This window comes from Paenibacillus tepidiphilus (assembly GCF_008635795.1).
Lineage (GTDB): Bacteria > Bacillota > Bacilli > Paenibacillales > Paenibacillaceae > Paenibacillus_AQ > Paenibacillus_AQ tepidiphilus.
Genome location: NZ_VWRQ01000012.1, coordinates 185,249 through 201,367 on the forward strand (window position 1 = coordinate 185,249; position 16,119 = coordinate 201,367).

At 47.9% G+C, this 16,119-nt stretch carries 9 protein-coding genes; 5 read left to right on the plus strand and 4 right to left on the minus strand.

The genetic code is table 11. The features are described 5' to 3' along the window. Nucleotides 1-441: 441 nt before the first annotated feature. The gene (locus tag F1379_RS16880; protein ID WP_150271866.1) at nt 442-1,209 is read left to right on the plus strand and encodes a nucleotidyltransferase domain-containing protein; all 768 of its coding nucleotides are present in this window, start codon (nt 442-444) and stop codon (nt 1,207-1,209) included. A 237-nt stretch (nt 1,210-1,446) separates the two neighbouring features. Here F1379_RS16880 and F1379_RS16885 read toward each other — a convergent pair whose 3' ends face one another. Then, the gene (locus tag F1379_RS16885) at nt 1,447-2,058 is read right to left on the minus strand and encodes a GNAT family N-acetyltransferase (RefSeq protein WP_150271868.1); all 612 of its coding nucleotides are present in this window, start codon (nt 2,056-2,058) and stop codon (nt 1,447-1,449) included. Between the two features lie 231 nt (nt 2,059-2,289). On the opposite strand from F1379_RS16885, the gene F1379_RS16890 reads away from it, so the two are divergent. Continuing rightward, nucleotides 2,290-2,832, plus strand: a complete 543-nt coding sequence (locus tag F1379_RS16890) for a TetR/AcrR family transcriptional regulator (RefSeq protein WP_239004707.1) — start codon at nt 2,290-2,292, stop codon at nt 2,830-2,832. 292 nt (nt 2,833-3,124) lie between these two features. Continuing rightward, on the plus strand, nt 3,125-8,785 hold the full coding sequence (locus F1379_RS16895) for a bacterial Ig-like domain-containing protein (RefSeq protein ID WP_476739483.1): 5,661 nt from the start codon (nt 3,125-3,127) through the stop codon (nt 8,783-8,785). 83 nt (nt 8,786-8,868) lie between these two features. Here F1379_RS16895 and xynC read toward each other — a convergent pair whose 3' ends face one another. Continuing rightward, nucleotides 8,869-10,548 (minus strand): glucuronoarabinoxylan endo-1,4-beta-xylanase XynC, encoded by a 1,680-nt coding sequence (gene xynC, locus F1379_RS16900; protein ID WP_150271875.1) that lies wholly within the window; start codon nt 10,546-10,548, stop codon nt 8,869-8,871. 235 nt (nt 10,549-10,783) lie between these two features. On the opposite strand from xynC, the gene F1379_RS16905 reads away from it, so the two are divergent. Together F1379_RS16905 and F1379_RS16910 are read left to right on the plus strand one after the other, a co-directional pair. Beyond that, nucleotides 10,784-11,677 (plus strand): helix-turn-helix transcriptional regulator, encoded by an 894-nt coding sequence (locus F1379_RS16905; RefSeq protein ID WP_162551192.1) that lies wholly within the window; start codon nt 10,784-10,786, stop codon nt 11,675-11,677. 21 nt (nt 11,678-11,698) lie between these two features. Beyond that, nucleotides 11,699-12,586: a hypothetical protein gene (locus F1379_RS16910; RefSeq protein ID WP_150271880.1), complete on the plus strand. Its 888-nt coding sequence runs from the start codon at nt 11,699-11,701 to the stop codon at nt 12,584-12,586. 71 nt (nt 12,587-12,657) lie between these two features. Here the strand turns inward: F1379_RS16910 and F1379_RS16915 are convergent, their stop codons facing one another. Next, nucleotides 12,658-14,610: an FtsX-like permease family protein gene (locus F1379_RS16915; protein WP_150271882.1), complete on the minus strand. Its 1,953-nt coding sequence runs from the start codon at nt 14,608-14,610 to the stop codon at nt 12,658-12,660. After that, nucleotides 14,582-15,355: an ABC transporter ATP-binding protein gene (locus F1379_RS16920; RefSeq protein ID WP_150271885.1), complete on the minus strand. Its 774-nt coding sequence runs from the start codon at nt 15,353-15,355 to the stop codon at nt 14,582-14,584. Before F1379_RS16920 ends, F1379_RS16915 begins: the two co-directional genes overlap by 29 nt. Nucleotides 15,356-16,119 lie beyond the last annotated feature (764 nt).

The window sequence follows — 16,119 nt, forward strand, 5'->3', positions numbered from 1 at the left end:
AGGCAGTTTGATCTCAATATGCTGATTTTAGTTGCACAAAATACATCTATCCTTTAAAGATGGGTGCATACCTAACAAATAGTTGTACGAAATACATTTATCCTTGTTGAGTAGGGGTTGCTTTTCGTTCATCATACCTAAACAGAGCCGGATAGAGCCTGCTGTCAGCGAATTCAACAGCACCTAGCGGTATTCATCTGGAGAACGGGAATGGGCAGCGTACGGAAGTCCATAACTTTAATTCACTTTCCGGCCTTATTCAGCCTAATCTTAGGTTCAACTTATATAGACTGAGAAAATAAAGTTTTAGACTGACAATGCCTCATTAAGCTAGCGGCAGGATAGTTGAATGACTTCGCGAATAACTTAAGTCATGACGAATTTACGAAGTTCGCAAAAAGACGTTAGCCGAAAGAAGTTCTCAGTTTAGGGGGAGTCTATATGATATTAGAGAAAGTTATAAATAGAATTGTAATACAAAGTGAATATAAGGATTTAGTTGATAAGTATATTTATAATATACTTACCGAATTTAAAGGTAAGATTCATAGCATTTATATGTGTGGCTCGATTCCAAAAGGAACTGCTAAACCTTTTAAGTCAGATGCAGACTTTACTATTGTATGTGTAAATCCCAAAGATATTGATCACGAAAGATTGTCAAATATTAAAGACAGGCTTTTGGAAGAATATCCAGTAGTAACTAAGATTGATACGATAATTTGCTCGATTGACGATGTATTAAGTAAACCAAATGAGTGGGGGTTTTGGGTAAAGATAATTTGTGTTTGTATATATGGTCATGACGTTGGTGAAAAAGTACCACCGATAATTATTTCACCAGAGTTCATTTTAGACTTAAATACAGAGACCAAGGAGGAAGTAAATCGTATACATAGTTTACTTTCAAATGCTAGTGATAACACAATGAAAACTAGATATATTAAAGGTTACTCTAAGAGATTAATGCGTGCATTATACTCTTTGGTTTTAGAAGATACAGGTGTATGGCAAGATGACATTTTTAAGATGAAGAACGCCATAATAAACTATTGTGAGATTGACCCCGCTTTAGTTGATTATCTGTATGCTTGTTACTTGGATAGTAATGTACTTGTTGAAGAGTTTCTGGGAATTGCAGATGAAGTATATAGCTATTTTGAGAACGCCTTAAATGCAATAGCTGCTTCCAGAACTTCCTTCGGCTAACACCATATTGACGCTCCGGGTCACTCTGAGAAACGGGAAACGTTAGTTTAAAAACAATGGCGGCAGTCTAAACTTTATTTTTAAAGTCTTAGACTGCCGCTCTATCCTGTTGAACCTCCTATAATCTTAAGGTCGCCTGCCAGAACGCATGAAAGTTGTCTTCCTGTATTTCTGTTCTCATTACCAAAACAAGCTCTGATTCCGGCAAATGCAGCCATGCTAATCCTCCCCGTTCATTTACAGCCTCTTGCTAAATAAAAAACACTGCAGCTCCACTATATTGCGGTTGATCTGCAATTCAATCTCATGCTGTTCAAACATCTCGAAGCCCCGGTGCAGATAGAACTGATAAGTAGAACCGCTGTCCGTATACAGATAAATCAGTTTCCCCTGCTCTTCTCTTTCCAGCTCCTGCAGCAATAAGGTGCCAATTCCCTTTCCTTTAATCGCCGGGTCCACTGCAAAGAAGTTGATTTCCCCATCCGGTGTATGCTTATTCCTGAAGTGTTCTAACATCTTTGAGTTTGCACTTTCATAGTTGTTAGATGCCTTGCTATAACCAAGGTTTATGAGAAAGCCGACGCTTTTTACATACAGCTTATACCAGAATGAAGTGAAGATTGTCGGCTCGTTCTTCATATCGGCCAATAATACGCCCACTAACTGATCTCCCATGTACGCGCCCAATGTCTGGGTAGCTTTGGAAATCTCTAAATACCAGAAATACTTGCTGTAAAAATATATTTCCATCTTACTGCTTGCATACCAATGTAAATGCATGCCTTCAACCGCGAAGTTTCGGGCTTTGCCAAAATCCGCTTTGCGGAGCTGCTTGATCACAATATCCATGGTTTCCTCCCGTCTGTATCTGTCAAAGGAACGTTCTATTCCACATTTTAATAGACACGGAGTCGTCTTTCTATATCCAATTCGTCGCAATAATGTCGTCCAAACGACACTCCGAGCGAATATTGTCGCTTTGCAGCCGCAATTGTATTTCGACGAGAGTTGCAACATAATAGACATGAAGTCGTTTATCACAGGATGGAAGGTGAGCATATGAACAAAGAGGACCGGCGGGTGAAAAAGACAACAAGAGCGCTCTGGGACGCGTTGGCCGAGTTATTAACCGAAAAAGAACTGCACAATATTACCGTTAGAGAATTAACGGACAAGGCGGATATTCACAGGGCTACCTTTTACACGCATTATAAAGATGTTTACGATTTGTATGAACAGATCGAAAATAATGTCATGGAAGAGCTTGCCGCGATTTTTATCGGAGATCCCACTCATTCGTATAAATTATTGTTTGAAAAGCTGATCCATTACGTGTACAACAATCCAAGGCTGATGCGTATGTTCCTGGACAAGAGCAGAAACCGGAGCATTCATGAGCGGATCATTTCTCTCCTTGAGCAGAAGTACATTGATATCTGGGATTATGAGACGAATCACCTGGAGAGGGATGAAGAATGGATGTTCATGGCTACATACCATCTTCAAGGCTGTATCTCGATGCTTGAATATTGGGCCGAAGGCAACTTCACGTACCCCAAAGACCGTCTATTAAAACTTATTGTGGACATCGATGCGAATTTCGACCGTATCCTTCCTGATTAAAGGGCCCCTCCTAAATTCCGCATAAACCAAGTGTCATTAACTCACATCCTCCCTCCCATCCCTTCTGCGCAGCGGATTATGGAGTATTGATTATGGCTGTACTTTTCACAGGTAACGTATAATGTCAGAGATCAAATTGTTACGTTGGTCAAAATCGGTCCAATAAGGAGAGATTTTAATCGTTGTGAAAAAACCAAAACGTTTGTCAGCCATGTTTTTAAGCTTCCTGCTCCTGCTTTCATCCTTTCCACTATCTGTGTCTGCAGAAGAAGGAAATGCTCCTCAAGACGGGATGATCAACATTCAGAGCCAGAGTAAGTGGAAAGGCAGTGTTTTTGGTGATGTAGGAGCTCAGGACAAAATTACGCCGGTGAACTTTGGCATCACTGAGCAAGGCGATGGAACGGTTACCCTTCGCAGTTCAAACGACAGAGGTAAAATAGCGGGCAGCACAGAAGGAATAGCTTATTACTATCAAGAGATTGATCCGGGAGTGAATTTTGAATTAAAAGCAACAGCCCATGTTGATACTTGGGCGGCCAATAATCAGGTATCCTTCGGCATTATGCTGCGGAGCAATGTGTGGGACAATCAATTCGGAGCCTACTCCGGAGATTACGTGGCTGCAGGTGCATTGGACCAAGAAATGAAAGCGTTTCACAAATTAGAGAAAGGCACTCTGCAGAGGCTTGGGTTTGAGGCTGCCAACCGGCCGGCCCAGGGAGAAGAATACGATTTAAGCATTAAGAAAAACGGGAATTTGTATACCGTACAGATTGGCAATGAAATCAAGATCATCGATAGCTTCGCCGGCTCTATCCAATATGCCGGCCTGTATACCGCCAGAAATACGACCGTCACCTTCCGTAATGTTCAACTCCTTCTAGAAGGACAAGCAGATCCGGATCTGGGTCCTTGGGCGTTCAGCGCCTTCGGAGCAAATACGTCCGCAGTTAAGAACCCCGAGCCCGCTGTTGTGAACGAATCTACAGTAACAATGACTACTTACGGCGGTAAGATCTCAGGCGGCGATGAGGGATTATCTTTTTATTACAAAGAGCTTCCCGCTGACCTGAACTTTGAGCTTAAAGCCAGAGCGAATGTGTCCGCATTTAATACAAGGAGCGATGTCAGCTCACCGAATCAGAAATCCTTCGGACTTATGCTTAGGGATACGGTCGGCAGCAATGGTGATTCCGGCACCACCACCTCCAATTATGCCGCTGTTGGTGCGCTGGATTTAGCGATGAAAGGCTTCTATAAAAAGACTGCGCAAGTGAAATTGAATCCATTTAGCGGAAGTAATGCCCCTGCTGGTGGTGAAGTCTATGAGCTTAGCCTCAAGAAATCGGGAAATACGTACTTGCTAAGCGTGGATGGCCAGACGGAGATCGTGACCCTGGAGGATACGTTTACCGATACGATCTTTGCCGGTATCTATGTGGCCCGGGATGCAACCGTTACGTTCAGTGAGCTGGACCTGCAGGTCGAAACCAAGAGGGTAACCGGCTTGTCTGCCGATACGAGCGGGATGACGAAAACCGATTATCTGGTGGGCGAACCTCTGGATCTGAGCGGATTGGTCATTAAAGCACTCTTCTCGGATAACAGCGAAGCCATCCTCTCTCCTGCTGATTACATCGTGACCGGCTTTGACAGCAGTAAGGCTGGGGACAATACAGTGACCATTCATTATAACGGCGCTTCCGTAGATATTTCGCTGCACATTCTGCCGTTAACCGTGACCTCATTATCCGTTAAATATGAGCCGGCCAAAACTATCTATTACCCGGGGGATGTCTTAGATCCTGTGGGATTAGTTGTTGCGGCCAATTATAATGACGGCTTCCTCTTCAAAGAACTGACGAATGATCTCTATACCCTCTCCATTAATGGTCAGCCGGTGACGGAACAGCATCCTTATACGTTTACAAAATCCGGTTCGGTTGAAGTCGTGGTCACATCAGCAGAGACCCCGGCAAGCACGACTGCCTTTAATGTCGAAGTCATAGATGCGACACTATCCAAATTAGAGATTAGGCATGAGCCCAAGCAAACCGTATATTACATCGGGGATTCCCTGCAATTAGACGGATTGGTTCTGTATGCTCACTACTCGGATAACACCCAGGTAAGGCTGACCAAAGACGAGTACACCGTCTCCCCTCTCAATACCCAGACACCGGGAGACAAGGAAATCAAGGTAACCCACAAAGGATTAACAGCAGCTTTCACTGTTAAGGTCCAAATCAAGCAACTCGTCGGTATCGAAGTCACTAACTATCCGGCAACGACTTTCTTCATTAATGATCCCTTTAACAGCGATCAGCTTGTTGTATCGAAAGTGTATGACAACGAGGACCGGGAGGTTCTGAGCGGCTATAAGCTCGACAGCTCCAGGTTCGATAACAAACAGGCCGGAGTCTATGATATTGGAATCATACCTGATGATTCTTCCATTCCGCCGATTACGTATGCTGTCACTGTAAAGGAAAAGGCAGAGCCTGTATGGCACAGTATCACTTTCGGCCAATCTACCTCTGCCGCAAATAACAAAATGCTTCAAAAGGAAGACGGGACGATCGAGCTGATCGCACTGGAAGGCGGCGGCAAGGTCACCGAGGACCACGATGGCATTACCTTCTACTACACAGAGCTTGATGCGGCGGAAGATAATTTCGTGCTGTCTGCGGATATTGAAGTGCTGGCTTACGCCAAAACGCCATATGACGGCCAAGAGTCATTTGGCATCATGGCGCGTGACGCCATTGGAACACCCGGAAACAGCAGCGTATTCGCTTCGAATATCGCGGCCATCGGCGGTTACAGCGGCGGCACCAAAAGCCCTCTGGGCACCCAGCTGTTCATCCGCTCCGGCGTTGAGAAGCCCGATGGCACCGGAAGCCAGGGCATTGAGACGATCATGCTCAAGAACGAACGGCCTGCGCCCGGCAACACGGCCCCTGCAGCGCCTTATCGCCTGACACTGTCCAAGACGAACAGCGGCTTCACAGGCCGGATCAACAATGATCAGGAAGCCATCCACTTTGAGCCGGATATTCTGAAGGTACAAGACTCCTCGATGTATGTCGGATTCTATGCGGCACGACTTGCTACGATAGATATCCGTAATATCGAGTTGACGGTGACAAGCGCAGCTACGGATTCACCGAAGGTTGAACCACCGGCAGCTCCGGTAACACCAAGCCTGAGCATACTGTCCCGCAGCAAGACCTCTGTGCCGGACTATCAGCTGATTGTCCGTCCTAATGTGGGCGGAACCGTAACGGTGAAGCAGGGCTCCAAGATCATCGCACAGGATCTGGAGGCCATAGCCGATAAGCGGCTTGCGATTCCGGCGGTCATCGGTGAACAAGGAGATACGAACTTCAGCGTTACGTTCTGGCCGGAGGATACCCAGTATCTGACCTCTTACGATAAAATCGTCCATAACTTCACCGTAACCAGGAACAGCTATGGCGAGGGAGAAGATATCTATGTATCGCCTGCAGGAACAAGCGCCGGGGATGGAACCCTTGAGCTTCCGCTGGATATTGATACTGCGATTGATTATGTCAAGCCGGGTCAGCATATTATTGTGCTCGACGGCCGTTATGTGCGGAAATCACCGCTTGTGATTGCCAAGTACAATGATGGTACTGAGGCCGCGAGAAAAGTCCTGGAGGCTGCACCCGGTGCAAGGCCCATCATTGATTTTGACAAAAAATCAGAGGGTGTGCTGCTCAGCGGCAACTATTGGCATATAAAAGGGCTTGATTTCACCCGCTCAGCTGCCAATACCAAGGGCTTTACGGTTGGAGGCAACTATAACATCGTTGAGAATAGCCGCTTCTATGCCAACGGTGACACAGGCCTGCAAATCAGCCGGACGGACGGCACCGCACAAGACATAGCCGAATGGCCATCCTACAACTTAATTTTGAACAGCACCTCCTTCGATAACCGCGATCCGTCCGACAATAATGCAGACGGCTTCGCAGCGAAGCTGACTTCCGGCATCGGAAATATCTTCAGAGGCTGCCTGGCACATAATAACATCGACGACGGCTGGGATTTATACACGAAGGCAGGCTCAGGCGCAATCGGTCCTGTATTGATCGAGAATAGCGCAGCCTTCAATAACGGATATTTAACGGACGGAACGGTTGGCGCCGGGGATAAGAATGGCTTCAAGCTGGGCGGCGAAGGTATTCACGTCACCCATACCATCCGTAATTCCATTGCCTTCGGCAACGGCGCTTACGGGTTCACCAGTAACAGTAACCCGGGAGTTATCGCGATTAACAACACCGGATTTAATAACACCCGCGGGAACCTTAGCTTCACCACGTATGACAAGATTACTCCAGACTTCAAGATCGACGGCTTTATATCCTACCAGACGAAGAGCATCGGCAAAGACCAATATCCCGCTTCCCTGGCTGCTGACAATAACTTCATGTCCGATGGAGCAGCGTCAGTCAACAAGTCCGGCAAGCAGCTAACGGATGCTAACTTTGCAAGCTTACAACCCGTCACCACTTATTCGAGGGATGCGGAAGGAAATATCATCTGGGGTGATTTCCTGAAGTTTATTCCTTTTGAAGATCCGGGAACTGAAGAGCCGGGGACAAGTCCATCGCCAAGCCCTTCCGCTACAGCGGGGCCTTCCGCTACACCGGAACCGACGCCTTCACCAAGTCCAACCGCAGCGCCGGACACAGGCAGCACTGGAACTGCCGCTGTAGATGCTGTGACTACGGTCCTGCTGCTGGACGGCAGCGTCAGAGTGGAATTGCCCGTAACTGTTCATGCAGGGAAAGCCAAGGCTGTACTGAATGAGTCCTCCCTGGAAAAAATACTTGCCTTAGCCAAAGCCGATTCGGCAGGCGATAAGCTTCTCCGGATTCAGCTTGCCGCTGATCCAGCCACAGCCAAGGACATAAAGGAAGCCGAGATTAGCCTCCCTGCGTCCGCTTTTCGCCCAGGAGCTATCCCCTTGCAGCTTGAGATCAGCTCAACCTTAGCGACGGTTAAGTTACCTGACGGTGTGTTCTCTGCGGAGATGCTGGATGGTGCAAAGACAGTGACCTTATCACTCAGAACTGTCGATGCTGAAGAGCAGCTAAAGGCTAAGCTCGGCGGCAGTCCGCTGGTTGAGATTGAGCTTCACCTGGAAGGAACCAAGCTTCAACCCGACAGTCTGCATTCGGCCATAGAGATCGGACTTCCCCATGCGCCGGCCGTTCCTGCAGCCAATAACTCATTTATTGTAGTATGGAGCGTCAATGATAAGGGATTGATCCAGCCTGTGATTAACGCAGAGTATAACGGAGAGAAGCAGCAAGCCATCTTTGCAATGACTCAACCTTCCGGGCAGTATGCAGTGGTCTATAATCACAAGACATTTGCGGATATCTCCCCTCCCCATTGGGCCAAGTTCGCCGTAGAAGTGCTTGCGTCCAAAGGCATTATTAACGGGATGTCAGAAAGTGAGTTCAGACCGGAACAGTCCGTTTCACGTGCGGATTTTGCACTTTTGCTGGTTCGGGGTCTGGGACTTCACGCGCCGGAAGGAGCCGGATTCACGGATGTGTCACCGGGGGATTATTTCTATCAGGAGCTTATGACTGCCCAGAAGCTTGGAGTGGTTACCGGTCAGCCGGGCGGCCTATATCATCCGCATGATCCGATTACCAGACAAGAGATGTTTGTTATGGCGGCCAGAGCCCTAAAGGCTGCAGAAGGCTGGAAGGTAGAAACGATACCAACCTCAGTATTGGACAGCTTTACCGACCGCAACCGGATTTCCGGTTATGCGGCCGAGGATATTGCGACACTTACAGCAGCAGGTCTCATCAAGGGAGACGCCCGACAGCAGCTCCTCCCTGCTGCACCTTCGACACGTGCCGAAGCGGCCATGCTGATCTATAGAATTCTTGAGCAACAATAAAAGAATGCTCCCAAGCTGACAAGCGCCCCATATAGCAGACAGGTGAAAATATGAACCTGTCGCTGTATGGGGCGCTGCTTTATTTAATTGGGCGTTAGTGTAACAGCGATGCTATCTATATTGGGTCCATCTGCCCCCGTTGTCACTACTTTGAGCGTGTTGTTCCCGACATTCATCGGAACCTGAATGGTTTTCTCGCCCCAGGTTGTCCAACTCCCGGTTTCAGCAAAGGCCAAATTGGTGATGACCTTGGTTCCATTCACGTATACATCCAGGTTTCGTGTTCCTGAAGCCAGTGCATAGCGGAACTTCACATATTTGGTGCTTGCAGTCGCGCAGTAAATACTGTTCCACTGGATCGCGGCATCCGTTAAAGCGGTGAAGTTGACGTAACTGCTGCCGTTATAGCCCGAGTTGGTTGTTTCGGTTACTGCTGCGGTCAAGGTTGTACCTGTTTCGGCTTCATAAACCGTTCCGTTTATGGTGCCGCTGCCGCTGCCCAGTGCTGCTACAAAGGTCGTCACACTCTGTGCAGGAAGCTGAGCTGTAAAAGCATTGCTGGACACAGTGGCTGACGCTCCTGCAGCAACCTTTCTGGACGCATCGGTAACCCAAGAGGATACGCTTGAAGCCGTCCCATTCTGCAGGACAAACCTTTGATTCACCGCGGATGTGCCTTTGTTGATGGCTACAATGACCACCTTGTTGTCACCCTTGTAAGCCGAGGTGTAAACATTCGTTTCCGGATTCTTCGTGGCATCCACTCTTACATATCCGGGACGGATGAATTTGGAGAACTGCGCCATACTGTCCCCGCGCTTGCTGATCGTGCCGTCCTCATTCATCGGGCCGTATTGGCGGCGGATGTACCACCATACATAGGCCTGGAAATCCGCTTCGACCATGGCGTTATGCATATGATAGGCTACTTCCAGTGCCTCAGGCCAAAGATTAGCCGAGTAGTTATTACTATTGGGATAGTACACCTCCGTCATCCACAGCTCCTTCCCTGCCCCTTTTTGCTTAAACAGCGGGTACGGGAAGTTGCTGAACGAAGTGCCGTAAGTGTGTGCACCCAGAATATCCATATTGGCCAGGGCTTGCGGGTCATTCAGGATGGGATCAGACATGTTTTTGAGATAGGAGAAGGATTCGGGAGCGATCACCCGGCAATTGATGGACCCGGCGTTTTCTTTCATGAACCTGAGCATTTCTTCAGGTGTCCACCACGTCCAGGTATGGGCATAATCCGGTTCATTCTGCACAGAAATCGCATAGAGGTCTACTCCGTTATTCTTCATGTACGTAACGAAGTCATTCAGATGCTGCGCATAGGCAGCATACTTGTCATATCTTAGCCGCTTAGCGGATTCACCGTTGCGGGTAAAGGTTTCCGTCATGTCAGTTGGCGGGTTCCAGGGCGAAGCAAAGACAGTAGCTCCTTTGGCAATAGCGGCCTTTGCCGTATCTACTTCCCTGTACCAGTTATTCTTATTCTCATCTACATAAATTCGCAGGACAGAGAAGCCCAGCTGGTTCGCCCCGTTGCCGAACGCAGTTTCTCTTTGTGCCGCCGTCAGATCTCCAATCCAGGCCGGAAGATTGATCCCCCCAAAACCGCGGATGACTTGTTTCTCCGAAGACAGATTTACTGTGACATCACTTGCAGCCGAAGCTTTGGGAGGCGCAGGAACCAGAACTGCCGTCAGTACAGTTACAGCTGCCAGTAAAGTACACATTGATTTTTTAACACCAGTTAACATTTATCCATCTCCTCTACTTGAATAGGTCACTGCATTTATGAAGCCTGTACCACCTCCCGTTTGTTCGAAGCGGCTGTAGGATACACACAGCTTGTCCATCATTCTAGCAACACTTGCAAACGCTTCCTTTATATGTATTATATTAGGTATAGAAGGCAGAATCTTTGCAGTAAAACGGTTTATTATTGCGCGAATGCCACTGATCCCTAAGTTTTACGGAAAAGGATGGATTGCTATGATGCAGGATACCGGCCATATTTTTTCACCGATCAAGGAAGAGCTGATCTGCTTCCACAATACATCCACTACTGAGCTGATTGATCCTACGCTGCCTTATCACCGCCATGATGCTTATGAGGTCTATCTGTTCCTCAGGGGCAATTCTCTCATGTATCTGGAACAATCCTGCTACAAGCTGGTGCCTGGAGATTTAATTCTTATCCGCCCGGGGGAACTGCACCGGTGTATTTGCCTGGATACCCAAACGTATGAACGGATCGGACTAAATATCAGAGAAACAGCAATGAACAAGCTTTCAAGCCGCCGTTCCAGCTTGTCCTCCTGTTTCGAATCGCATGCCTTTGGAAAGAACAATCTGACACGGCTAACGCAGGAGCAGATCGTATATTACACGGGATTGGCTGCACAATTGATCGCCTGTCTCCGTTCAGAAGAGTATGGGCAGGATATTCTGGCTGAAGCCTACGCAGCCCAGCTGCTTGTATTCATCAACACCCTCTACCGCTCTTCGACACACAGTCCGTACAATATCATGCCTGAATTGGTCAGCAATACAATGTCCTATATCAAAAGCCATCTGGCAGAAGACATTTCTTCCGGACATCTGGAGCAGGAGTTTCATTACAGCAGCAAATATATCAGCCGGCTGTTCAGGGAGCATACCGGACTTACGATACGTTCCTATATCATTGACCAGCGCGTATCGCTCGCCAAAAGCCATCTCGCCGCCGGCAAATCCGTTGCTGACGCCTGTGAGCTCTCCGGGTTCAGCGATTATGCTAATTTCATCCGGAGCTTCAAGAAGAGTGCAGGCATCTCCCCCGGAAAATATAAGGCAATAAAGCATACGGTTCGGTACCGGAATGGAGCCTTGTATGGTAAACTTTAGAAAAAAGATAAGGGGATTTATATGCGAAGATTCCAGCTTAACATCATCCTTTTTATTTTTACTATTACTATGTTGTCTGGTTGTACCAGTAAAGCCTCCCCTGCCGCTTCAATAGCCCCGGCATCAGATTCAACGCAGGCTGATTCATATGCTGATTATTTCACTTACACAAATCCAAGTTTAGGATTTTCATTAGAGCTCCCGGCGAGCTGGAATAATAAATATTCGGTTGAGGAATTTGATAACTATGCAGTCTTCTTACATAAAGAATCTATAGGGAAAAGCAGCGCCCAAGGCCAATTATTTGCGATCATTCGTTATCCTGGCAAAATGACAAATGAGCAAGCGCAAAATGGGGCTGGCATGAGAAGTCTTGTATTCACTACCGATCAATATTCTTATGTGCTAGCCTATCCGTCAGGCGTTGAATATACGGATGAAACAGAAGCGGATTATTCTCAAATGTCTGCGGATATTGCGGCAATTTCGGAGACGGTTAAAGAATACAGTAATGAGTCAGCGGCGGAGAAACAACTCTATACAGGGTATATTGCCTTGGAGGGAAATGTGCTCAAGCTCGATGATTTCGAGTTTATTGAATCTGAAGACGGAGATCGGATCAAAGAATTAGGCCTGACGGCTAAAGATATGCCTAATGGCTACTACATTCTCAATACCTCTGAGGATATAAAGGACTTCACGGTTGATAACAACACGGAATATACATTTTATGATACAGGGACTCTATTTGTACAGGATAAGGATGGCGACCGAATCTATTCCACGAAGAGCAAGCAGGAATTTATGACTTTTCTATACGGTGATGGTGAGGTGCCGTTGAAAAGTCCGTTTGAGGTTGTTACCCAGGGAGACAAAGTGACTTCGGTCAAAGAGATATTTGTGAATTGAAAGCAGCAAACCAAACCCAAAGAGACTACCGATGGATATCGTCGGCAGTCTCTTGTTTCATCTTTAGCACTTTAGATCATCATTCTCTGCAACGCCCGGACATAACGCGATCTCGCGATGATAAAGTAGAGGGTCTGGGCGGCCAGGAAAGCCAGCGCCACTGTAAAAGTAGCCGTATAGACATCAATATAGGCGAGACGTATCTGCTCCAGTAGAGGCTTCAGTACCACAAGTGTTTGTATCGCTGATATCGGAATCGGCACAAAGAAGAGAAAAGCAATTTGCTTCGTAGCCGCCGCCCGCATTTCTCTGCTGCTCAGCCCGATCTTGGAAAGGGCACGGTACGTCCGACTGTCGGCGGATAGCTCAGTATAAAGCTTGAAGTACAAAAAGCTTGCCATCGAAATGGAAAAGATTAAGGCGATAAAAACCCCGATAAAGCTGAACACGGAGGTCGTATCTTTCGTGCTCAAGTATTTTTCGGAACGAACCGTCAAAATGTTGGGGAAATTACGAGATTCTGAGGCGCTTCCCAAGTACTCATCGATTTGCTGCTGATTCCATGCGTACAGCTCTGCACCAATCCTGGATTGCTCATCTTGCCGCGAGGGAAGCTCTGTCCAGGCAGGTACATGATAGAAGAACTTCGGTCTGCTTAGTAAATCAGCTGATAATTTGTTGTATAGGGCATCATCAACAATGAGCATAGCCCCGGCTTCACTAACGCCCCCCAACTGGCGCAAGCTGATTTCCTGCACAATTGTAATTCTGGCTTCGGTTCCCTCAAGCTTATAAGGCTGCTTTGGCAAACGCTTGGAGTCCGCATATACCGCAACAGCCGTTTGTCCGGACAGAGGCTCTAGCGGCGGTATCTCCAGCAAAGCTGCCAGTTGACTAATCTGGCTTGCACGAACAAACTCTACATCGCTGCTCTTGGTTGGGTCTTGGACCCCATCTTGCAGCATTGCAAGGACACTGTCTATCCGATACCGCTGATAAGCGATGCCCGCTTCCTGCATAGGCTGATCAATAACGGCCAGCTCCGCATCCATAAGCTTTGGCTGAAATACATCATAGCTGAGCGCAAATTTATTGTTAATATACTGCTGTTTGTTGTCTTGATTAACGGCGAGTACAAAGCCTGCGCTGATGCAGGCGACTGAAGTAACAATTGTCACCAGAAACAGCATCCTGGCATTATCCTTCAGCTTATAGCTGATCTCGGATATCCATAGCAAATTAGTGCCGCGCCATACCCGCTTGCGATTTCGTTGCAGTAACCGAATGAGGAGAACGGACAGCTGGGAGTAAAAGAAATAGGTACCGGCAATGCCGGAAAAAGCGGCGATCATCAGAACTTCCGGAGATAGAGCAGCTTTTCCAAGGAGCAGAAAACTGGCAGCCAGCAAAATCGCGCCCAGCAGGGAAAGCCAAATTGAAGCTTTCGGCTCCCGCTTCGGCTTGCTGCTGCCCGTCAAAAGCTCCAGCACCCGGCTTTTGCGGATAAACAGCAGCGTAAACAGCGAGATCGCCATAAACAAGGCAGCAAAGCAGCCCGTCGTCAATAGTATGGCCTTCACTGGCCAATAAAAGGGCAGCTCGTCCATACCGATCATTTTAGTTCTGAACAGCAAAAACAGCTTGGACAACAGCAGCCCGCCGGCGATTCCGGTCACGATGGAAGCTGTGCCGATGATCATATTCTCCAGGAATATCAGGCCGTTCATCTGTCCTGCCCGTGCGCCCAGCATCATTAAAATACCGAATTCCTTGTTGCGGGCTTTCAGGAAGGCACTGATCGAGTAGAGCACAAAAAAGATTGCAAAAATAAACACTACATACGCAGCAACCTGCATGCTGACTAACGTCATTTTGCCCATAGAAGCCTGCCGAATCTCAGGATGATAGAAGAAGACGGCAAACGTAAAGAATATCATCACCATAAATGCGCTGCTGAATAAATATGCCGTGTAAGCACGCCCGTTGCGCCGGACATTATTCCACGCGAACTGAGCAAAACTCATTCCGGTGCCCTCCCCAGAAAGACAAAGTATCAATGATTTTCTGAAAAAAGGATTGCCGATTCTCGCCGCGGTGAATTTCCCCGGCCAGACGCCCATCCTTGATAAACACAATCCGCTGGCAGTAGCTGGCTGCGAGCGGATCATGAGTGACCAGCATCAGCGTAGTGCCCTGCTGTTCGTTGATGTCGGCCAGCGATTCCATGACAGTCCTTGCAGAGGTTGAATCGAGCGCACCTGTGGGCTCGTCGGCGAGCAGCAGCGATGGGGCCGCGATCACCGCCCTGGCGATCGCCGTCCGCTGGCGCTGCCCTCCGGATATTTCATAGGTACGTTTGTTTAATATCGAGGTTATGTTCAGGCGCCCGGCAATTTGCTTCAGCCTCTCTTCCATCACCGGCAGCCGGTAGTTGTCCAGCGTCAGCGGAAGCACGATATTCTCTGCGACAGTTAAGGTGTCCAGCAGATTGAAATCCTGAAATACAAAGCCAAGCTCCCGGCGGCGAAATAATGCCAGCTCCTTGGTTCTTAGCTGATAAGGATTGCTGCCGTTAATTAACACCTCGCCGGAGCTGGGCACATCAATCGTGGAAACCATATGCAGCAGTGTTGTTTTGCCGCTGCCTGACGGTCCCATGATCCCTACGAACTCTCCCGGCTCGATGGTCAAATGGATATCCGTCAAGGCATGGGTCACGACTTTTCCAGGGTATACTTTATTCAGCGCCTTCACCTGCAAAATACTCATGCTATTCATTCCTTTCAAGGATGCGGATCATTGGTCATATCTCTATTCATGTAACACTCTATTAATTTAGCTTATGAGCGGCGTGGGTGCTATCGATTCACCTTAAATATTACTTACATCAGGCTTAAGTTTATGTTCGCCTTAACGTTCGGCAGCAGACAGGAAAAGAAGTGCAGGAGCATTCAAGGCTTCCTGCACTTCTTTTCCTGCTTAGCGTGCCCAGAGGCACGCATTATCTAGTTGGTGAAAGTCCAACCAAGGGAGGGGCCAAGCCGCCCTTGTAGCTAGGATGCTTGCGCATGGCGAAATCTGTGTGTAAAAGCGCATCGACAAAAGTACGGGTCAGAGACCGGGCGAGCGACAATCCAGGCCGTAACATCAAGTGAATCCTGCCGCGTCGTTAAAAAGGCCCTGCGAAGGGGAACAGAGGATGCCGAGTCCCGTAGGCATGGACGAAGGCCAAGGAAGCTGTACAGAACTTGGAGCAACAGTGAAGAATCCTCCGGCGTAGAGGGATCGGCATGGATTGAAAGATAATGCATTGAACTTACGAGACCCTCCCCCACACGGAATTTTTTTTTTTTTTTTTAGAAACCCGTAAAGAGACGCTCTATAAGTCTAAAAGATGAAATGAACCGTCTGTGGGAAGGGAGTCCGAGGGGCTCATACTACCGAAGAACCTAAGGACAACATAACCTTAGGGAGGGAAGGAGCCCTGCTTTGTTTATGCTTTTGGAGGAGGTACGAGTGAGTGAATGCCAATC

Excerpts from the sequence above, each read along its gene's own strand:
- F1379_RS16910 (WP_150271880.1), top strand. The coding sequence starts at position 11,699 with ATGCGAAGATTCCAGCTTAACATCATCCTTTTTATTTTTACTATTACT.
- F1379_RS16915 (WP_150271882.1), bottom strand. The coding sequence starts at position 14,610 with ATGAGTTTTGCTCAGTTCGCGTGGAATAATGTCCGGCGCAACGGGCGT.
- F1379_RS16920 (WP_150271885.1), bottom strand. The coding sequence starts at position 15,355 with ATGAGTATTTTGCAGGTGAAGGCGCTGAATAAAGTATACCCTGGAAAA.
- F1379_RS16880 (WP_150271866.1), top strand. The coding sequence starts at position 442 with ATGATATTAGAGAAAGTTATAAATAGAATTGTAATACAAAGTGAATAT.
- F1379_RS16885 (WP_150271868.1), bottom strand. The coding sequence starts at position 2,058 with ATGGATATTGTGATCAAGCAGCTCCGCAAAGCGGATTTTGGCAAAGCC.
- xynC (WP_150271875.1), bottom strand. The coding sequence starts at position 10,548 with ATGTTAACTGGTGTTAAAAAATCAATGTGTACTTTACTGGCAGCTGTA.
- F1379_RS16895 (WP_476739483.1), top strand. The coding sequence starts at position 3,125 with ATGATCAACATTCAGAGCCAGAGTAAGTGGAAAGGCAGTGTTTTTGGT.
- F1379_RS16905 (WP_162551192.1), top strand. The coding sequence starts at position 10,784 with ATGATGCAGGATACCGGCCATATTTTTTCACCGATCAAGGAAGAGCTG.